General features: G+C 68.5%; 18 protein-coding genes. 16 read left to right on the top strand and 2 right to left on the bottom strand.

Annotated elements, in window-relative coordinates:
• Positions 1-45 precede the first annotated feature (45 nt).
• Genes LK533_RS02780 through LK533_RS02770 form a run of 3 tightly spaced genes read left to right on the top strand, consistent with a single transcriptional unit; the run spans position 46 to position 1915 of the window.
• Positions 46-318, top strand: coding sequence for an acyl carrier protein (locus LK533_RS02780; RefSeq protein WP_229361236.1), 273 nt, complete (start codon positions 46-48; stop codon positions 316-318).
• The gene (locus LK533_RS02775) at positions 315-1136 is read left to right on the top strand and encodes a hypothetical protein (protein ID WP_229361235.1); all 822 of its coding nucleotides are present in this window, start codon (positions 315-317) and stop codon (positions 1134-1136) included. The genes LK533_RS02780 and LK533_RS02775 overlap by 4 nt, the downstream gene beginning before the upstream one ends.
• On the top strand, positions 1121-1915 hold the full coding sequence (locus LK533_RS02770; RefSeq protein ID WP_229361234.1) for a hydrolase 1, exosortase A system-associated: 795 nt from the start codon (positions 1121-1123) through the stop codon (positions 1913-1915). Before LK533_RS02775 ends, LK533_RS02770 begins: the two co-directional genes overlap by 16 nt.
• Positions 1916-1932: 17 nt before the next feature.
• Here the strand turns inward: LK533_RS02770 and trxB are convergent, their stop codons facing one another.
• Positions 1933-2901 carry a thioredoxin-disulfide reductase gene (gene trxB / locus LK533_RS02765; RefSeq protein WP_229361233.1) on the bottom strand — a complete coding sequence of 323 codons (969 nt, stop codon included), beginning with the start codon at positions 2899-2901 and terminating at the stop codon, positions 1933-1935.
• 159 nt (positions 2902-3060) lie between these two features.
• On the opposite strand from trxB, the gene LK533_RS02760 reads away from it, so the two are divergent.
• The 11 genes from LK533_RS02760 to LK533_RS02710 all read left to right on the top strand — a co-directional run bounded on the left by LK533_RS02760 (position 3061) and on the right by LK533_RS02710 (position 15189).
• Positions 3061-3684, top strand: a complete 624-nt coding sequence (locus LK533_RS02760; RefSeq protein ID WP_229361232.1) for a peptidylprolyl isomerase — start codon at positions 3061-3063, stop codon at positions 3682-3684.
• Positions 3685-3975: 291 nt separating this feature from the next.
• Positions 3976-6504: a TonB-dependent receptor gene (locus tag LK533_RS02755; RefSeq protein ID WP_229361231.1), complete on the top strand. Its 2529-nt coding sequence runs from the start codon at positions 3976-3978 to the stop codon at positions 6502-6504.
• A gap of 115 nt (positions 6505-6619) precedes the next feature.
• Complete coding sequence (locus tag LK533_RS02750; protein ID WP_229361230.1) at positions 6620-7381, top strand: sulfite exporter TauE/SafE family protein; 762 nt, start codon at positions 6620-6622, stop codon at positions 7379-7381.
• Between the two features lie 67 nt (positions 7382-7448).
• Positions 7449-8168: a sugar phosphate nucleotidyltransferase gene (locus tag LK533_RS02745; protein WP_229361229.1), complete on the top strand. Its 720-nt coding sequence runs from the start codon at positions 7449-7451 to the stop codon at positions 8166-8168.
• Positions 8165-9292 (top strand): hypothetical protein, encoded by a 1128-nt coding sequence (locus LK533_RS02740; protein ID WP_229361228.1) that lies wholly within the window; start codon positions 8165-8167, stop codon positions 9290-9292. The genes LK533_RS02745 and LK533_RS02740 overlap by 4 nt, the downstream gene beginning before the upstream one ends.
• Before the next feature lie 49 nt (positions 9293-9341).
• Positions 9342-10472, top strand: a complete 1131-nt coding sequence (locus LK533_RS02735; protein WP_229361227.1) for a CDP-alcohol phosphatidyltransferase family protein — start codon at positions 9342-9344, stop codon at positions 10470-10472.
• Positions 10376-11812, top strand: coding sequence for a lipopolysaccharide biosynthesis protein (locus LK533_RS02730; protein ID WP_229361226.1), 1437 nt, complete (start codon positions 10376-10378; stop codon positions 11810-11812). The genes LK533_RS02735 and LK533_RS02730 overlap by 97 nt, the downstream gene beginning before the upstream one ends.
• A 69-nt stretch (positions 11813-11881) precedes the next feature.
• Positions 11882-12358, top strand: a complete 477-nt coding sequence (locus tag LK533_RS02725) for a DUF2141 domain-containing protein (protein WP_229361225.1) — start codon at positions 11882-11884, stop codon at positions 12356-12358.
• A 163-nt stretch (positions 12359-12521) separates the two neighbouring features.
• Positions 12522-13532, top strand: a complete 1011-nt coding sequence (locus LK533_RS02720; RefSeq protein ID WP_229361224.1) for a diacylglycerol/lipid kinase family protein — start codon at positions 12522-12524, stop codon at positions 13530-13532.
• The gene (locus tag LK533_RS02715; RefSeq protein ID WP_229361223.1) at positions 13532-14446 is read left to right on the top strand and encodes a hypothetical protein; all 915 of its coding nucleotides are present in this window, start codon (positions 13532-13534) and stop codon (positions 14444-14446) included. Before LK533_RS02720 ends, LK533_RS02715 begins: the two co-directional genes overlap by 1 nt.
• Positions 14443-15189 carry an NTP transferase domain-containing protein gene (locus LK533_RS02710; protein WP_229361222.1) on the top strand — a complete coding sequence of 249 codons (747 nt, stop codon included), beginning with the start codon at positions 14443-14445 and terminating at the stop codon, positions 15187-15189. The genes LK533_RS02715 and LK533_RS02710 overlap by 4 nt, the downstream gene beginning before the upstream one ends.
• On the opposite strand, the gene LK533_RS02705 is transcribed toward LK533_RS02710, so the two are convergent.
• Positions 15186-16223, bottom strand: coding sequence for a glycosyltransferase family 2 protein (locus LK533_RS02705; protein WP_229361221.1), 1038 nt, complete (start codon positions 16221-16223; stop codon positions 15186-15188). The two genes, LK533_RS02710 and LK533_RS02705, sit on opposite strands and share 4 nt — an antisense overlap.
• 77 nt (positions 16224-16300) lie before the next feature.
• On the opposite strand from LK533_RS02705, the gene LK533_RS02700 reads away from it, so the two are divergent.
• Both LK533_RS02700 and LK533_RS02695 read left to right on the top strand, forming a co-directional pair.
• Positions 16301-18127, top strand: coding sequence for a cation:proton antiporter (locus LK533_RS02700; protein WP_229361220.1), 1827 nt, complete (start codon positions 16301-16303; stop codon positions 18125-18127).
• On the top strand, positions 18124-18750 hold the full coding sequence (locus tag LK533_RS02695; RefSeq protein ID WP_229361219.1) for an OmpA family protein: 627 nt from the start codon (positions 18124-18126) through the stop codon (positions 18748-18750). The genes LK533_RS02700 and LK533_RS02695 overlap by 4 nt, the downstream gene beginning before the upstream one ends.
• Positions 18751-18877 lie beyond the last annotated feature (127 nt).

The raw sequence follows: 18877 nt of genomic DNA, 5'->3' as shown, positions 1-18877 counted from the left end.
CCGACGCGCACTAACTGCGGGCGCAATCTGGCAAGGGGAAAGCCGTTGGTTCCTGAACGCGCGAACGAGATCGAAAACACCGTGCGCGCCGTGCTGCGCGACGTCCTGGGGCTGTCGGAAGAGCGCGTGGCCGCCTTCCATGCCGAAACGCCGCTGTTCGGCGCGGTGCCGGAACTGGACTCGATGGCGGTCGCAGGCGTGCTGACCGAGATCGAGGATCGCCTGGGCATCCTGATCGAGGACGACGACATCGACGGCGACACGCTGGCGACCTTCGGCTCGCTGACCCGCTTCGCCATGGGCAAAGCGGTGCAGTGATCGACCGCTATGACTGGCCCGGCGGGACGGAGGCGGTGCTTCGCTTCGGTCCTGCCGCCGGGCCGGTCGTGGTGCTTGCCCTGCCGCCCTTCGAGGAGGCGAACCGCACCCGCACGCTGATGGTGGCGGTGCTGCGCCGGTTGGGCGACGCCGGCATTGCCGGGGCGCTGCCGGATCTTCCGGGACAGGGCGAGAGCCTGGTTGCGACCGAGGCGGCGACGCTGGCGGACTGGCGAGCGGCCTTCGCGGCGTGCGTCGCCACGCTGCCCCAGCCCCGCTTCTCGCTGAGCGTCCGCGCCGGGGCACTGGTCGACGGCGAGGCAAACGTACAGGCGCGCTGGTCGCTGTCGCCGCAGACCGGCCCCGAACTGTCCCGCGAGCTGCACCGCACCGCCCGGGCGGCCAGTACGCCGGGTGCGGCGATACCATGGCAGAATCCGCAACGCGTCTTAGGTCATAACAATATTCCTGTCCGGGCAGGGATCCAGGGCCAAGCAGAACAACGGCTTGCGGAGCCTTGCAGCGCTGGACTCCTGCCTGCGCAGGAGCACGGCGAGGCGGTACTCACACGTCCCGCAGAAGCCGGGGTCGAGATCACAGGCAATCGCATCGGTGCTCGCTTGCTCGATGCCTTGGCTGGAGCCGATATCGGCACGCCGGACCGGATCGTCCGGCTGGAGAGCGATACCCGTTCGGCCGATCACCGCCTCCCCTTTTCGCCGCCCTGGCGGCGAGCGGAGCCGGACGCAGATCCGCTTCTTGCCCAGGCCCTTGCCGCCGACATCGCCGAATGGGTGCGAACATGGCTCGCCGCCTGATCCAGTTCCCGTGCGCGGGTGAGACGCTGGCCGGCACCCTGGACGAAGCGCCGGGAAGCACCGGCCTGCTGATCGTGTCTGGCGGCAACGAGCTGCGCGTCGGCGCGCACCGGGGGATGGCGTTGCTTGCGCAACGGATCGCGGCAGAAGGCTGGCCGGTGTTCCGCTACGATCGGCGCGGGATCGGCGATTCGACGGGGGACAATCGCGGCTTTGGCGACGGACGCGGCGACCTGGTCGCAGCGGCAGCGACGTTTCGCGCCGAGGCTCCCGCGGTCCGTAGCATCCTTGGCTTCGGCAATTGCGATGCGGCGACGGCGCTCGCGTTGTTCCACGGGGACGCCGCGATCGACGCGTTGCTGCTCGCCAATCCGTGGCTGGTGGAGAGCGTCGGCGACACGCCGCCGGCCGCCGCGGTGCGCGCGCGATATGTCGATCGGTTGCGCGATCCGGCGCAATGGGTGCGGCTGCTACGAGGCCAGGTCGACCTGGGGAAGCTCGCGGGTGGGCTGCGGACGCTCACGCGCGCGCAGCCGAGCGGCCTTGCCGAGCACGTGGCCGCCGCACTCGCGGCCAGCGATGCGCCCACGACGCTGCTGCTCGCCCGGCGAGACAACACGGCGATGGCCTGCGCCGACGCGTGGCGCGGGGCTGCGTTCGATCCGGTGCGGAACCGCATTCCCGTGCTGGCGCTCGACAGTTCGAGCCACAGCTTCGCTCGGGCCGGCGATGCCGAGTGGCTGCACACGCGAGTGGCCGAGGCGCTGGCGGCCGTATAGCGCCAGCGCCTGCCGCCTTACTCGGCGGCTTCGGCGATCTTCTCGAAGTCCGCCTCGGCCAGGAAACGCTCGGCATCGAGCGCGGCCATGCAGCCGGTGCCGGCCGCGGTCACCGCCTGGCGATAGACCTTGTCCGTCACGTCGCCGCACGCAAACACGCCCGGCACGTTGGTGCGGGTCGAGCCCTTTTCCACGACGATATAGCCGTCCTCGTCGAGTTCGACGTGGCCGCGGAACAGCTCGGTCGCCGGATGGTGGCCGATCGCGACGAAGCCGCCGTCGACCGGGAGCTGGGACAGTTCGCCGGTGACGGTGTCCTTGAGCTCGATGCCGACCAGGCCAGCGGTGCCGCCGCCGTCGATGAAGCGCTCGACCTTCTTGTTCCAGAGCACGTTGACGGCGTCATGCGCGAACAGCCGCTCCTGCAGGATCTTTTCCGCGCGGAAGCTGTCGCGGCGGTGGATGATCGTCACGTCGGGCGAATGGTTGGTGAGGTAGAGCGCTTCCTCGACCGCGGTGTTGCCGCCGCCGATCACCGCCACCTTCTTGCCGCGATAGAAGAAGCCGTCGCAGGTCGCGCAGGCGCTGACGCCCTTGCCCTTCAGCGCTTCCTCGGTGTCGAGGCCGAGCCAGCGCGCCTGGGCGCCGGTCGCGATCACCAGAACATCGCCCTCATAGACGTCGCCGCCGTCGCCGATCAGGCGGAACGGGCGCTGGCTCACGTCCACCTCGACGATGGTGTCGTACATCATGCGGGTGCCGACATGCTCGGCCTGGGCCTGCATCTGCTCCATCAGCCACGGGCCCTGGATCACTTCCGCAAAGCCTGGATAATTCTCCACGTCGGTGGTGGTGGTGAGCTGACCGCCCGGCTGGATGCCCTGCACCACGATGGGGTTCAGGCCGGCGCGCGCGCCATAGATGGCGGCGGAAAGCCCGGCCGGGCCGGAGCCGAGGATCAGCATGCGGGTGGTGTGGGTGGTCATGTCGTATCCGTCTCGAAACTGTTGGCGCCATTAACGGCACCTCGGGTGCGACCGCAACATGGGGATGCGGACGGCGGTGTCCCAGCCAAGAAAAGCTCCGTCTCGGCAAAGCGCCGGCCGCGCTGGCGCTGGCGGTCGCGAGCGCATAGGCTTGCGGCCATGTTCAAACGCCTGGCCCTGCTCGTCGCGGCATTCTGCGCTGCTCCCGCCCCTGCCCAGACGCCGGCGGCACCGCCGCCCGCACCCGAAATGGCGCGCGTGAAGGTGGAGACCAGCGAGGGCAGCATCGTGCTGGAGCTGGAAAAGGCGCGGGCGCCGGTCACCACCGCCAACTTCCTGCGCTATGTCGACGAGAAGCGGCTGGACGGCACCGTGTTCTACCGCACCGTGCGCGTCACCCCGACCTTCGGTTTCGTCCAGTTCGGGGTGCAGAACGCCCCCAAGCGCGTGCTTCCGCCAATCAAGCACGAGCCGACCACCCAGACCGGCGTGCGCCACGTCGACGGCGCGATCTCGATTGCGCGGCTGGCGCCGGGCACCGCACAAGGCGACTTCACGATCAGCGTGGGCGCGCAGCCGTCGCTGGACGCCGACCCGAGCCGGCCTGGCGACAATCTGGGCTATGCGGCGTTCGGCCGCGTGGTCGAGGGCATGGAGGTGATCCACCGCATCCTCAACGCGCCGGTCAGCGAGGGCGGACACTTCAAGGGCGAGATGCTGGCCGAGCCCGTCCGCATCCTTTCCGCGCGCAGGGTTGCCTCCACCTCGGCACCGCAACCCTGACCAGGACGGCGCGGCTTCCCCAAAGGTCTATCAGGGGCCGCAAACTTCCGCGCTTCGGCGCACCAGGCCGTCCTTGGAGGCGGCAGGCGGTAAGCCGCCTCGCCGGTGATCATGCCAGTCCAGACTTCCAAAACGGCGCGGGTCGTCGACCGGATAGCCGTGCTTCGCACTGGTAAAGCAACAGCCATGTTGATACCCCATCAAGATAGTGGAGATTGAACCAACTACAGGGGGAGATCGATCGTGCCGGCCATGTTTTCGGAAGCGTCCACTGCCTTCCCGGTGACAGGAATGTCCCATGCCCCCGCACGCCACGACGCGCGTCGCCGAAGCCGCGGGACGCTCAGGTCGGTTCTTGTGGCCGGGACCGGCATCGCCACGTTGGCCGTCGCCGGTCCGGTCGGTGCCCAGACCCTCGATCCACTCCCCGGGGGCGAGGCTTCGGCCGCCGCCGTGAGCGAGGATCCTGCCGTCGCCGCAGGCCGCCCGGGGGAGATCGTCGTCACCGCGCGGCGCCGGATCGAGAATGTGCAGGACGTCCCGCTCGCCATCTCGGTCATCGGCGGAGACACGCTGGATGCGCAGGGCGCGTACAACATCAACCGCCTGACCCAGCTTCAGCCCACGCTGCAGTTCTTCTCCACCAACCCGCGCAACACGTTCATCAACATCCGCGGGATCGGCGCGCCGTTCGGGCTGACGAACGACGGGTTCGAACAGGGCGTCGGCATCTATGTCGACCAGGTCTATTACAACCGCATCGCCTCGGCGACGCTCGACTTCGTCGATGTCGAGCGGATCGAGGTGCTGCGCGGGCCGCAGGGAACGCTGTACGGCAAGAACACGACGGCGGGCGCGATCAACATCACGACGCGCGCGCCGACCTTTGACTTCGAAGGCCGCGCCGAGGTATCGGCGGGCAATTACAACTTCAAACAGGGCAAGGTTTCGGTGTCGGGGCCGCTGTCCGATACGCTGGCCGCGCGGGTCAGCCTGTCGACCACGGATCGTCGCGGCACGATCTACAACGTCACCAGCGGCAACTGGATCAACTCGCAGGACTCGCTGGGCGTGCGCGGCTCGCTGCTGTGGAAGCCGAGCGAGGACGTCCGCGTCACCCTGTCGGGCGACTTCAACCTCCAGGACCCGATCTGCTGCGGGCAGGTCTATGCGCGGGTCGGCACGACCCAGCGCGCGCTCAACCGCCAATATGCCGCGCTGACCGCGCTGTTTCCAGGGTACCAGGTACCGAGCACCAACCCGTTCGATCGCCTGACCGACCTCGACGCAGAGCTTGCCGCGCGCAACGAGCTGGGCGGCGCCTCGGTGCGGGTGGAATGGGACCTCGGCCCCGGCACGCTCACCTCGGTCACTGCGTGGCGCTACTGGGACTGGGGCCCGAAGAACGATCGCGATTTCACGGGGCTGCCGATCTACACCAAGGTCAACAACCCGACCCACCAGGACCAGTACACCCAGGAGCTGCGCTACGCCTATGACGCCAGCAAGCTGGACTTCGTCGTCGGCGCCTTTGCCTTTTACCAGAAGAACCACACCACCGGCATCCAGGAGACGGGACCCGCGGCCAGCGCATGGCTGCTGGCACCCAGCAGCGCGCTCTCGCGAAACCCTGCGGTGCTGAACGGCATGACCGCCGAAAACGACATCCTGCTCAAGAACCTCAGCCTGGCGGCGTTCGGCAAGCTCAACTGGCACGCGACCGACCGGCTGACGATCTCCCCCGGCATCCGCGTCAACTACGACAAGAAGGAAGGGCATTACGACTCGGTGGTGACGGGCACGGCGTCGGACGGCACCCGCCAGCTGATCACCAACGACACGACCGATCCCTATTACAACGATCCCTGGACCGCAGCGCAGCGGGGGACGCAGTCGTCGCAGTTCTTTGAACCGAACTTCAGCGACTGGAATGTCTCCTACGACCTCTACCTGTCGTACGACATCGCCGACGACGTGATGGGCTATGCGACCTATGCGCGTTCGTTCAAGACCGGCGGCATCAACCTCAACGGCGTTCCCAGCCGGCCGGACGGCACGCCGGCGCTGGAGGTCGCGGAGATCGATCCGGAAAAGGTCGATCACTTCGAAGTCGGCCTGAAGACGCAGTTCTGGGGGCGCCGCGCAACGCTCAACCTCACGGGCTTCTGGACGCAGATCAAGGACTTCCAGGCGAGCGTCATCAGCAACATCAGCGGCAGCAACGTGCTGCGCGGCTATCTCGCCAATGCCGACAAGGTGCGGGTGCGCGGGGTCGAGGCGGAGTTCTCGGTCCGTCCGTCCGAGCGGCTGTCCGCCTATCTGAACGGCGCATTCACCGACCATGAGTTCGTCAAGTTCGTCGACGCCCCTTGCCCGCCGGAGCTGGCCGGCGGCGGCACCGGCGCGGTGATCGGTGCGCCCGCCACGCCGGGCACCAACAGCCCGGCCAATTGCGACGTGTCGGGCCAGTGGCTGCCCGGCGTCTCGAAATGGGCGTTCTCGTGGGGGACCGAGTATAATCTGCCTGCGACCGTGCTCGGTCGCGAGGGGCAGGCCTATGTCGGCTATGACGCGAGCTACCGCTCCAAATTCTCCTCCAACGCCTCGCGCTCGATCTACACCGATATCTCGGGCTATTCGGTGCATAACTTTCGCGCCGGTTTCCGGACCGAGGCTTTCGACATCTTCGGCTGGGTCCGCAACGCGTTCGACGAGGAGTATTTTGAATCGCTTGCCGTCACGCCCGGCAACACCGGCCTGATCTCCGCACAGCTGGCCGACCCGCAGACCTGGGGCGGCACGATCCGCTTCTCGTTCTGATCGACGCTGGTTCCGGGCGGCAGGGGCGACCGTTGGGATCGTGCGGAAACCAGAACTATGTTGTTGGTGGCGCCCCACCACGGCATGACGAAGCCAACACAACAGGGAAGATGCCGTGGATCCTTCGTTCAGCGTTGAAGCGTTGCTGCCGTTCATTGCCGTGGGCTTCGGCGCCCAGATCGTCGATGGCGCGCTGGGCATGGCATTCGGCGTCATCTGCAACACGCTGCTGGTGGCCGTCATGGGCCTGCCGCCCGCCCGTGCTTCCGCCAACGTCCATGTGGTCGAGACCTTTACCACCGCGGTGTCCGGCATCAGCCACTTCCTGTCCGGCAACATCGACAAGAAGCTGTTCCTGCGGCTGCTGATCCCGGGGATCATCGGCGGCGTCAGCGGCGCCTATCTGCTGACCAACGTCGATGGCGATACCGTGAAGCCGTTCGTGCTCGGATACCTGGTGGCGGTCGGCATCTATCTGCTGATCCGGGGGATCCTGTTCCCGCCCAAAAGTTCCAAGCCCAAGGTCGTCGAGCCGCTGGGTCTCGTCGGCGGGTTCCTGGATGCGGCGGGCGGCGGCGGCTGGGGGCCGATCGTGACTTCCAACCTGCTCGTCCAGGGCGTCGAGCCGCGCAAGGTGGTGGGCACCGTCAACAGCGTCGAGTTCTTCCTGACACTCACCGTCTCGGCGACCTTTATCTACCATCTGGGCGTGCGCGACTTCGCCACCGCGACACTCGGCCTGTTGATCGGGGGCGTGCTGGCGGCGCCGTTCGGCGCGGTCATGGCAAAGCGCATCCCCACCAAGACCATGCTGATCCTGGTCGGCATCGTGCTGACGATCACCAGCACCTATGGCTTCATCCGGGCGCTCGGCTGAAGCCGCCCGGCGGCGACGTGCCCCCGACAAAGCTGACAAGCCGGGACCCGGCCGCTAAGGCGGGGCAATGAAAGCGGTCATCCTGAGCGCCGGCTATGGCTCCCGGCTGCTTCCCCTCACCAGGGAAATCCCCAAGTGCCTGGTGAAGGTCCAGGGTCGTGAGATCCTGCTGCGGCAACTCACCACCCTGGCCGAGGCGGGGATCGACGAGGCGGCGATCGTGGTCGGCTATCGCCACCGCCAGGTTCGCGACTTCGTCGCCGACCATGCGTTGCCGCTGCGCGTTTCGACGGTGTTCAACCCCTTCTGGTCGGTCAGCAACAGCATCGGGAGCGTCTGGGTCGCGCGAGCGCATCTGCACGAGCCCTTCTGCCTGTTGAACGGCGACACCGTGTTCGAGCAGGCGGTGCTGACCGAGGCCTTGCGCCAGCCGCCGGCCGGCATCGGCCTGCTGGTCGAGGCGACCCGCGGCCACGTGCTGGACGACATGCGGGTGGCGGTCGCGGACGGCCGGGTGACGGCGGTGGCAAAGGACCTGGACGACGCGCGCACCACCCACCGGTCGCTGGGCGTCATCACCAGCAGCGGCGGGGATGCCTATGCCCGCGCGCTGGAGACGGTCATCGAGCGCGACAGCGGCCATGCCGCCTATCACCATGCGATCGTCGCCGAGCTTGCCGCGACCGTCGGAGTCACCGCGATCGAGCACGCTGCGGGCAAGTGGCAGGAGATCGACCGGCCCGAGGACATCGACGCCTGGGGAGCGGCGCGCGGAACCGCCGCGTGATACGGGATCGCGTCGCCTTTCTGTTCCTGGGCGAAACCCTGCTGATCCCGCACCTCTTTCCGATCGTGGAAGCGCTGGCGGATCTCGCACCCGACCTGCCGCAGGACCTGTGGGTCAGCACGTCGATGCACGAAGCGCTGATCGGCGGCTGGCTGGCCGAGCGGCCGGGCAGTGCCATCCGCATCCGGCGGGCACCCGGCTTCGGGCAGGTGGCCGTCGATGCGGGCACCAACCCGCCGCTACCCGCCAAGCTGCCGATGCTTGCGCGCCTTGCGCCCCGGCTCGCGCGGGTACCGGTCGCCGTGTGCGCGGAACAGACCAGCCTGTGGCTGCCGCGGGTGCTGCCGATGCTCCCCACCCGCTTCGTCAAGACATCGCACGGCGTGGGGTCGATGAGCGCGCGCGACGATCGTCGCCGCCGCGCCGCCTGGCGGACGCTGGTGCCGAGCGAACGGGAACGCCAGACCTATCTGGTGCGGGGCATGCCGCCGGAACGGATCGTCGCCACCGGCTATGTGAAGGCGGAATTCCGGCAGCGCAGCTATGCGCGGCCCGACTTTGCCGAGACGCGGCCGGTGCTGCTCTACAACCCGCATTGGCAGCAGCACCGCTCCTCCTGGTGGCGCTGGGGCGAGCAGGTCGTCCGGCAGGTGTTGGCGGAAGGCAAATGGAACCTGATCTTCGCCCCTCACCAGCGGCTGGTGGAGCGCGCGCCCGAGGTGCAGGCGCTGTGCGACCAACTGCAGGGCCGCGGCGACGTGCACTGCGACTATCAGAGCTTCGCCGCGGTGGACGGCAGCTACACCGCGGTTGCCGACGCCTATCTGGGAGACACGTCCAGCCAAGTGCTGGAATTTTTGATGCGGCCGCGGCCGTGCGTGTTCCTGAACGCGCAGCAGGCGGCGTGGGCGGAGGACCCGTCCTACGCCATGTGGGTGGCGGGCGAAGTGGTCGACAGCCTCGACGCGCTGCTCCCCGCCCTCGCCCGCGCACCGGCCGAGCATTCGCGTTTTGCAGAGGCACAGGCGGCCATGGCGGAAGAGTCGCTGGGCGACACCAGCGGCGCCGCCTCGGCCCGAGCCGCGCGCGAGATCCTGGACGTGCTGGCGGCGCGCAGGCCGTGAGTGCGGCTTTGTGCTCGCAATCGGCGCGCGATCGGCTATCGGCGCAAGCATGACACCGAAGGATGCCCAGCCCCGGCCGGCAGTCACGCCCGTTGGCAGCAACCCGACGCTGCTGTGGGGCATGACCAACGAGGAACGCGTGCGGCGGATCGCCGCATCGCGTGACCTCCTCTTCACCGACCAGCCGACGACGCCGACGATCCTCGTCAACCTGCGCTTCGCCTCCGACCCCGTGTGGTTCGCCCACCTGACCGGGAGGCCGGGCACGCTGGTGACCCGCAACGGCGTGCCGGCGCTTGCGCATGTCGCGACCGATGCCGAGCGGGATGCGGTGATCGCAGCGATGCAGGCGCAGGCGCCGCTTCCGGCAGGGTCGAGCCTGATTGAAATTCGTGCCGAGGCCGAAGAAGGCATCTTCAACGAGGCGCTGCGCAAGCGCGAGCAGCCGTTCGTGGAGCTGCTGGTGCCCGAAGCGGTGCCCGGCATCGAGCGCGCCAGCTACACCGGCGCGTACAAGGGGGTGACCGACCTCCTCACCAAATATCTCTGGCCTGAATGGGCGTTCGCGCTCACCCGCATCGCCGCGCGGCTTGGCATCACGCCCAACCAGGTGACGGCGGCCGGCAGCGTGCTGTGCATCATCGCCACGGTCGCATTCTGGCACGGCTGGTTCTGGACCGGGCTTGCGACCGGTCTCGTGTTCATGGTGTTCGACACCGTGGACGGGAAGCTCGCTCGCTGCACCATCACGTCGTCCAAGCTCGGCAACGCCTGGGACCATGGCGTCGACCTGGTCCACCCGCCCTTCTGGTGGTGGGCCTGGGCGGCGGGCTGCGCCGACTATGGCCGGCCGCTCACCGACCAGATGTTCTGGCTCGTGATCGGCACGATGCTGTTCGGCTATGTCGCCCAGCGGCTGATCGAGGGCGCCTTCATCGTCCGCTTCGGCATGCACATCCATGTCTGGGAGCGGTTCGACAGCTGGTTCCGGCTCATCACCGCGCGACGCAATCCCAACATGGTGATCCTGTTCGCGATGCTGCTGGTGCAGCGACCGGACTGGGGGATCATCGGGGTGGCGGCGTGGACCGCGATCTCGCTGGTCGTCCACCTGGTGCGGCTGGTGCAGGCGATGCTGCAGGCCCGTGGCGGCAAGAGGATCACCAGCTGGCTCGCGTAAACCCCTTCGCCGCGCGCACGGGCGATCCGCGCAAGGGGCTGGGCAGCGTCGCGCATAATCTCGGCTGGCTGCTTGCCGGGCGCGGGGTCACGGCAGTGCTGTCGCTCTTCTACCTGGCGATCGTCACACGGACGCTGGGCGTCACCGACTTCGGCCGCTTCTCGATCATCGTCGGAGCCTCGCAAGTGCTGGTCGCGCTGGTGGGGTTCCAGACGTGGCAGATCATCGTCCGCTACGGCACCGCGCATCGCTCTGCGGGCGACCTCGACCGGCTCGGCCGGCTGTTCCGCGCCTGCACCGCGCTCGACGCGACCAGTGCAGTGGTCGGCGTGGGCGTCGCTGCGCTTATCCTCAGCCTGTGGGGGGAGATGCTGGGCATCGGCCCGACGCTGTGGCGCGCTACGTTCATCTTCACGATCGTCCAGCTGCTGTCGCTGCGGTCGACGCCGCTCGGCATCCTGCGGCTGAACGACAATTTCTCGCTTGCGGCGCTGGCGGACAGCGCGACGCCCATCGTGCGGCTGGTCGGCGCTGGTCTGGTCGCGTTGATCCACCCGACGCTGCAGGGCTTCCTGGTCGCGTGGATGGCGGCCGAGCTGCTGACCGCCACCGCCTATTGGGCGATGGTGGCGCGCACCGGCAACATCCGCCTGATGCGCCGCCATGGCGGCGGGCTGCGCGCGGTGGTCACCGACAATCCCGGCATCGTCCGGTTCGCGGTCAGCACCAACGCCAACGCGACCTTCACCTTGTCGAGCAAGCAGTTTCCGCTGCTGTTGGTCGGCGGCGTCGCCGGCACCACCGCGGCAGGCGAGTTCCGCCTGGCGGTGCAGCTCGCCCAGGCGATGACCAAGCTGTCGCAGTTGCTGGCGCGCGCTGCCTTCCCGGAAATCGTGCGCTCGATCGATGCCGGCGGCCTGCGCAAGGTCGGCCGCTTCCTGGTGCGGTCGGTTTCGGTTGCGACCCTGGTTGCGGCACTGGTGTTCGGCGCCCTTCTGATCGCAGGCGAGCATGTGCTGGCGCTGGTCGGCGGATCGGAGTTCACAAGCGCTTATTCCAGCCTGTTGTGGCTGACGGCGGCCGGCTGCGTCGATCTCTGCACGGTCGGGTTCGAGCCGGTGCTGATGGCCGCAAACCGGGCGGGAAGCGCGTTTTTCGTGCGGCTTGCGGCGACGGGCACGATGTTCGCGGCAGCGTTCCTTCTGTCCCCCAGCATGGGAGCGAACGGTATTGCCGCCGGCGTCTTGATCGCGTCGGTCCTGACGGCAGTGCTGCTGGCGGTGATGCTGGGCCTGGCGATCCGGCGCGACCGGCTGCGCACGGACAGCGCCGTCGCCTGAACGGGTCGCCCATCCCCGGTTCATCCGGGAGGGTACAGAAGGCCCGCAACCCGATGCACTGAGGATCCCATGTTGCGTATCGTTCTTCCTGCACTTGCTCTTTTGGGCGGCGCCACCCTTCTCCCGACCGCGCCTGCCACCGCTGCCCCGGCCTGTGTCGGAACGCCCGGTGGCGGCAAGGTGAAGCTTGAGGTTGCGGCAACCAACCTGCGCAATGCGAACGGCGAAGTCGCCTTCACCGTCTACCCCGATGACAGCAGCCGCTTTCTGAAGGGCGGCAGCAAGCTCGCCCGCGCGCGCGTGAAGGCGGCGGCACCAACCACCCGCGCCTGCTTCTGGCTGGCGCCCGGCCATTATGCGCTTGCCACCTATCATGACGAGAATGGCGACCGTAAGTTCAACCGCACGGCGTTCACGATCAAGGAAGGCTTCGGCTTTTCGAACGATGCGCCGACGACGCTGGGGCTGCCTTCGTTCCAGGCGACGCGCTTCCCGGTGCCGGCGGGTGGCGGCAGCATCGCGATCCGCACGCGCTACAGCCGCTAGGCCGCAAAAGCGGGTCGCTTCCCCGCCCCGGCCGCGTCAAAGCGCGCGTCGGGGCTAGCCTTGCCACGAAACTGCCACGATATGGGCGCGGACGGGCCCATCACGCGGTGCATGGGCCCGCCTCCTGTTGAAGCTTCGTGGCCCGGGGGCGCGTTTGAAGAAGATGACCTCGGAACCGGCAGACCAGATGGCGTTCCAACCGACCCGGGATGTGGCCGGGCTTACCCGGCACGGGGGCGGTGCAGGCCACCCGCGCACCGGCATCATCAGCAACAGCCGCAGCCACCGCAATCGCACCCGCGGGGCGGAGGCGATGGTCGTGCCGGCCGACACCCCGAACCTGCTGTACCGCGGACCCCGCACCCTGCCCGCGCTTGCCCAGGCGCTCCGCGAGTTCCGCGACGCCGGAATCGAGCTGCTGATCGTGGACGGCGGCGACGGCACCGTGCGCGACGTTCTCACCTGCGCGCGCGGGATCTTTGGCGCTGCGATGCCGCGGCTGGCGGTGGTACCTTCGGGCAAGACCAACGCGCTGGCCCTCGACCTCGGCATCCCGCCCGAGTGGAGGGTGCAGGACGCACTGGCAGCCAACACCCGCGGCTCCTTTCGCACCCGCGCTTCGGTGGAGATCCTGCGCGACGACGCGCAGGAGCCGGAGCTCTGCGGCTTCCTGTGGGGGGCTGGCGCCTTTGTGCGCGCGACCGAACTGGCGCAGCGGACCCACAAGGCGGGGGCTTTCAACAGCTTTGCGGTAGGCATCTCGCTGTTCTGGGGCGTCGCCCAGACCCTGTTCGGCGGCCATGCCAACGAATGGCGTGCGGGCGAGGCGATGCGCCTGCAACTCGATGGCGGCAAGGCTGCGGCAGAGACGCTGTACATCCTCTTCAGCTCGACGCTCGAGCGGCTGCCGCTCCGCCTGAAGCCCTTCGGCCATGAGCGGGCGGGGCTGAAGCTGCTCGCCGTGGACGCCCCGCCGCGCAACCTCGCCCGGGCGGTCCCTGCCCTGCTGCGCGGATCGGAGGCGCCCTGGCTCCGGGAGCGCGGCTACCGCCATCATGACGTCCGATCCTTCACCGTGACGCTGGACGGCGGCTTCATCCTGGACGGTGAACTGTACGAGGGTGGAACGATGACCGTGCGCCAGGGCACCCCGCTGGAGTTCGTGACGCCCTGATGCAACAGCTTCGCCACGCCATTGCAGAGATGCTCACGACCGAGGTCCGGCCGGAGATCGTCGCGGCAGCCACGGTGATCGCCGAGCGGCTTCGCGGATCGGCGGTGCTGTTCTACGGATCCGTGCTGCGGACCGGCGACCTCGACGGCCTGCTCGACTTCTACGTCCTGACCGAAGGCGCGCCGCAGCCGGGCCTGCGCGGTGCGGTGTCGCGGCGGTTGTGGCCGGACATCAGTTTCGAAGAAGTGCGGCTCGGCGACCGCCTGCTGCAGGCAAAGGTCGCCACGATGCCGCTGGCGGTGTTCGCCAAGGCCGCGACCGGCGCTTTCGCCGACACCACCATCTGGACTCGCTTCGTTCAACCAAGCGCCCTGCTGTGGATCGCCGGCCCCGCGCAGGCCGAAGCGGTGGCGGACGCCATTGCCGCCTCCGCGATCACCGCGGCGCGATTCGCCGCGGTGCTGGGTCCGGCGCATGGCGCGCCGCTGGATTATTGGAAGGCACTGTTCCGCGAGACCTACCGCGCGGAATTCCGGGTCGAGCGGCCGGGTCGCGAGGACCAGATCCTGGCGTACGATCCCGATCGCTACGCCACGCTCCTGCAGCTTGCCTGGAACGCGGACGGAGTTCCCTATCGCCAGTCCGGGGGCGAGCTTACCCCCATGCTCGCCCCTGAAGTCCGCGCGGGGCTGCTGCGCACCTGGCGATCGCGCCAACGGATGGGCAAGCCGCTCAACGCAGCACGCCTGGTCAAGGCCGCGTTCCTGCTGGAGGGCGCAGCGCGCTATGGCGCGTGGAAGGTCGAGCGGCATACGGGAGTGCCGGTGAAGCTCACCCCCTGGGCAGAGCGCCATCCCCTGCTCGCCGCGCCCGGCGTGCTGTGGAAGGTCTGGCGCGCGCGAGCACAGGCGTGACGGCGTTCCACGCCCTGGTCCTCGCGGGTTCGCGAGGCGGCACCGATCCGGTAGCCGACTATGCCGGCGTTTCGGCCAAGGCGCTGATCGAAGTGGGCGGGTCGACCATGCTCGCGCGGGTGGTTGCAGCGCTTCGCACGGCCGGCGCAACGCGAATCGGCGTGTCGGTATCCGACCCAGCCGTCGCCGCGCATGCCGCCACGCTGGACGTGGAGGTGCTACCGGCCGAGGCTGGTCCCAGCCGCAGCACCCGCAGCGGCCTTGCAGCGCTCGGCACGCCGCTGCTCGTGACGACGGCCGACCATGCGCTGCTGGAGCCCGAGTGGATCACCCACTTCCTCGCGGCCACTCCGGCAGGCGCGGACGTCACCGCCCTGCTCGCCCGCCGCGACGTCATCGAGGCGGCGGTGCCGGATACGCAGCGCACCTATCTGCGCTTCGCCGATGGCGGCTGGTCCGGCTGCAACCTCTTCTATCTGGCCAGCCCCAAGGCGAATGCCGCGCTCGACCTCTGGTCGCAGGTGGAGGCGGATCGCAAGCGCCCGTGGCGGATCGTGCGCCGCCTGGGCACGGGCACGCTGCTTCGGTATTTGGTCGGGCGGCTTACGCTTGATCAGGCATTGATGCGCCTGGGTGCCGCAGCCGGCCTGTCCGCGCGCGCCGTCGCCAGCCCCTATGGCCTGGCCGCCGTGGACGTCGACAAGCCTGCCGACCTGGACCTGGTCCGCCGTCTGGTCGGCTAGCGCCGGATCCCCAGCAATATCGGGGCACCGCGTGCCAGCCAGCGCTGCCCGGCCGCACCGGTGAGCCCCCGGGCAAGCGGCGAGCGGAAATACGCGCGCACGGCCGCGGAGCGCCCGATGGTCGGGATCGCGACCCGGCAGGCGAGCAGCCAGAACCACGCGGTTGCCAGCGTCATCCCTTCGCACGCGACATAACGGCTTTCGGCGTTGCGCTCGCGCATCGTGCGCAGCCACCCGTCACACCATTGGAGGAAGTCGGGCGGGGCGACGACGCCCTTGAGCTTCGTCTTGCCCAGCAGCGTGTGGCGACGAAGATCCTCCGCGTCGAACTGCATGCCGACTTCCTCGAGCAGCCCTGCGTAGAGGCCGCTCTTGCATTCGCGGATGCGGTTCTGACGCTGGCAGACGGTCTGGCCGGGATGCACGCGGCGATCCACCAGCACCTGCGGCAGGTTCGCCAGCGCATGCGTCCGCGACAGCCGTACGAACACGTCCAGATCCTCGCACACGTCGAAGCTGCGCTGATAGGGATAGGCCTTGAGCACCTCGGCACGTCCCATGACCGAGGACTGCTGGAACGCCGATCGGAACAGCAGCCAGGCGCTCACGTCGGCGGGTGCGAGCGGGGGCATGCGCACGCCGCGCTTGCGCCGGCCGGCCTGGTTGATCTTGCCCGCACAACTGCCGACCAGCGCGATGTCGGGGTTGTTGCGAAGAAACGCAGCCTGCGCCTCCAGGCGGCCAGGACGCGCGATGTCGTCGCTGTCCAGCCAGGCGATCAGCTCGCCCTGTGCGGCATCCAGGCCGGTGTTTCGCGCGTCGGGGATCCCCTTGTTTCGAGCGTGGCGGACGATCCGGACGCGCGGATCGCCGAATGCTTCGACCACCTTCACGGACTCGTCGGTCGAACCGTCGTCTACCACCACGAGTTCGAAATTCTCGAACCGCTGCGCCAGGATGCTCGCAACGGCATCGCCCACCAGATCCGCCCGATTGTACACGGGAATGACGACCGAGACGGCGGGACGCGACATATTGGGCGCGATAGCCGCGTCCGCCGCCAAATGCAGCCGGATTTGCGACACCGACCCTCGATGGCTATCGCAGCCCGATGCAACAACAGGCTCTCATCATCGCGCTGATCGGCGTTCTCGGCATCGGCGCGCAGTGGATTGCCTGGCGGACCGGCTGGCCGGCCATTGCGCTGATGCTGGTGGCGGGGATCTTTGCGGGACCGGTCACTGGCCTGATCGACCCGCATGCCGCGTTCGGCCCCTTGCTCGAACCGGCTATCTCGATCGCGGTGGCGGTGATCCTGTTCGAAGGCGGCCTCAGCCTCAACTTCCGCGAGCTGCGCAAGACGGAGGGGGCCGTCACGCGGCTGGCGCTGATCGGCATCCCGGTCGGCTGGGTGCTGGGGACGCTCGCCTGCTACTATATCGCCGGACTGGTGTGGCCGGTGGCGATCCTGTTCGCCGGCATCATGGTCGTGACCGGACCCACGGTCGTGCTGCCGCTTCTTCGCCAGAGTAACGTCGCCGCCCGCCCGCGCGCGATCCTGAAGTGGGAAGCGATCGTCAACGATCCGTTCGGTGCGCTGTGTGCGGTCATCACCTATGAATATCTTCGCCGGTCCGAGGCTGGCGGCTCGCTCGGCGGGGTCATCGTCTCGCTGCTCGCCGCCGCAGTGCTTGCGGGCCTGATCGGCTACATCGTCGCCCGTGCGATCGCCTGGATCTTTCCGCGCGGGCATGTGCCCGAATATCTGAAGGCACCGGTGCTGCTGGTCGCGGTGATCGGCACCTTTGTGCTCTCCAACCTCATCCAGCAGGAAACCGGGCTGCTTGCGGTGACGGTGATGGGCGTGGCGCTCGCCAACATGCGGTTCGATTCGCTGCGAGACGTGCATTCGTTCAAGGAGAACATCACGGTTCTGCTGATCTCCGGCGTGTTCGTGCTGCTGTCCGCGCAGCTCGACCTGGAGGTGCTGCAGCGGTTCGAGTGGCGCTTTGCCGGGCTGCTGGTGGCGCTGCTGCTGTTCGTTCGCCCGGCCACCGTTCTGCTCAGCCTGGCGTTCAGCCGCGTGCCGTGGAACGAGCGGCTGCTGATCGCCTGGATCGCGCCGCGCGGCGTCGTGGCGGTTGCCGTGTCGGGCCTGTTCGCGTTGCGGCTCGACCATCTGGGCTATAGCGACGGCGACATTCTGGTGACGCTGTCCTTTGCCGTCGTGGTGACGACCATCATCGCCCATGGCTTCAGCATCCGCACCGTGGCGCGCTGGCTGAAGGTAACGGGCGCCAGCGACAAGGGCCTGCTGATCGTCGGCAGCACCAACTGGAGCCTGGAGCTGGCCGAGCATCTGCGCTCGCTGGAGGTGCCGGTGCTGGTGAGCGACAGCAGCTGGCAGCGGCTGGCCCCTGCACGGCAGCGCGGCATCCCGACCTATCACGGGGAGATCCTGGCCGAGGCGACCGAGGACCAGCTGGAGCTGGACCAGTTCCAGGTGCTGGCTGCGACCTCGGAGAACGAGGCCTATAACGCGCTGGTGTGCAGCGAGTTCGCGCCGGAGATCGGGCGTGATTCGGTGTATCAGCTCGGCGATGCCAGCGAGGGCCCTCGCGCCTTGCCCGAAACGCTGCGCGGCCGCGCGCTGTTCGCCTCGGGCCTGGGCGTCGAGGAGATCACCGAGCGTGAGCGCGCCGGCTGGTCGTTCCGCAAGACCCGCATCAGCGAGCAGTTCGACTTTGCCGATGCCAAGGCCGTACTGCCCGACGATGCCGACATGCTGCTGCTGCTGCGCAAGAACGGCACGTTGCGCTTCTTCACCCATGCCAGCCGGCCTACGCCGCAGCCCGGCGATGTCATCGTCTCCTATGCGCCGCCCAGGGTGCGGGAGCCGGACGCCAGGACCGAGAACCAGAAAGGGGAGGATCGATGAAACAGAGTTGGGGCCAGGCCGCGGCCACGGGCGTGCTTGCCGCGCTGCTGGCAGGATGCGGCCCTTCCGGCAAGCAGGCGGAGCTGCCGGCGGCGGAGAACAGCGCAGAGACGGCGGTCGCGAATCTCGAACGGGCGCCGGAACCCACGTCCGAAGGCAAGTCGATCATCCGGCCCGAAGCCGAACCGAACCCCGAGCCCACCCAGCCGCCGCTGGAGCCGATCGAGCAGGACGTGCAGTTTCCCGCCGGCGTGGCGCTTGACGCCGCAGCCACGGCCGCGCTCGACGCGCTGCTGGCCGAACCGGCATTGCAGGCCGGCGGACCGATCACCCTGCGGGGCCATAGCGACTCCAAGGGCGATGACGCCAAGAACCTGCGCGCCTCCCGCCGCCGTGCGGAAGCGGTCCGCGATTATCTGGTCGGCAAGGGCGTGGCGAAGGATCGCATCACGGTGATCGCACTGGGCGAAGCGCGCCCGGTCGCGCCCAATGCGAAGCCGGACGGCAGCGACGACAAGGCCGGCCGCGCCCGCAATCGCCGCGTCGGCATCACGGTGGCGCTGCCGCAGCCGGCACCGGAGGCGAGTGCAACGCCGGAGCCGGCGCCAAAACTCGCCGGCTGAGACGGTCCTTGCTTACGGTAAGACAGGCGCCCCACAAACTACCGTATCCCTGCGCAGGCAGGGATCCAGAGCCAAGCAGAGAAACCGCTTGCGACGGTCGACGCCCTGGGCTCCCGCCTTCGCGGGA

This window comes from Sphingomonas sp. PL-96 (genome assembly GCF_020707215.1).
Classification (GTDB): domain Bacteria; phylum Pseudomonadota; class Alphaproteobacteria; order Sphingomonadales; family Sphingomonadaceae; genus Sphingomonas.
This window is presented reverse-complemented; position numbering and strand designations above follow the sequence as displayed.

Excerpts from the sequence above, each read along its gene's own strand:
- LK533_RS02695 (WP_229361219.1), top strand. The coding sequence starts at position 18,124 with ATGAAACAGAGTTGGGGCCAGGCCGCGGCCACGGGCGTGCTTGCCGCG.
- LK533_RS02755 (WP_229361231.1), top strand. The coding sequence starts at position 3,976 with ATGTCCCATGCCCCCGCACGCCACGACGCGCGTCGCCGAAGCCGCGGG.
- LK533_RS02705 (WP_229361221.1), bottom strand. The coding sequence starts at position 16,223 with ATGTCGCGTCCCGCCGTCTCGGTCGTCATTCCCGTGTACAATCGGGCG.
- LK533_RS02735 (WP_229361227.1), top strand. The coding sequence starts at position 9,342 with ATGACACCGAAGGATGCCCAGCCCCGGCCGGCAGTCACGCCCGTTGGC.
- LK533_RS02700 (WP_229361220.1), top strand. The coding sequence starts at position 16,301 with ATGCAACAACAGGCTCTCATCATCGCGCTGATCGGCGTTCTCGGCATC.
- LK533_RS02760 (WP_229361232.1), top strand. The coding sequence starts at position 3,061 with ATGTTCAAACGCCTGGCCCTGCTCGTCGCGGCATTCTGCGCTGCTCCC.
- LK533_RS02745 (WP_229361229.1), top strand. The coding sequence starts at position 7,449 with ATGAAAGCGGTCATCCTGAGCGCCGGCTATGGCTCCCGGCTGCTTCCC.
- LK533_RS02720 (WP_229361224.1), top strand. The coding sequence starts at position 12,522 with ATGACCTCGGAACCGGCAGACCAGATGGCGTTCCAACCGACCCGGGAT.
- LK533_RS02725 (WP_229361225.1), top strand. The coding sequence starts at position 11,882 with ATGTTGCGTATCGTTCTTCCTGCACTTGCTCTTTTGGGCGGCGCCACC.
- trxB (WP_229361233.1), bottom strand. The coding sequence starts at position 2,901 with ATGACCACCCACACCACCCGCATGCTGATCCTCGGCTCCGGCCCGGCC.
- LK533_RS02770 (WP_229361234.1), top strand. The coding sequence starts at position 1,121 with ATGGCTCGCCGCCTGATCCAGTTCCCGTGCGCGGGTGAGACGCTGGCC.
- LK533_RS02715 (WP_229361223.1), top strand. The coding sequence starts at position 13,532 with ATGCAACAGCTTCGCCACGCCATTGCAGAGATGCTCACGACCGAGGTC.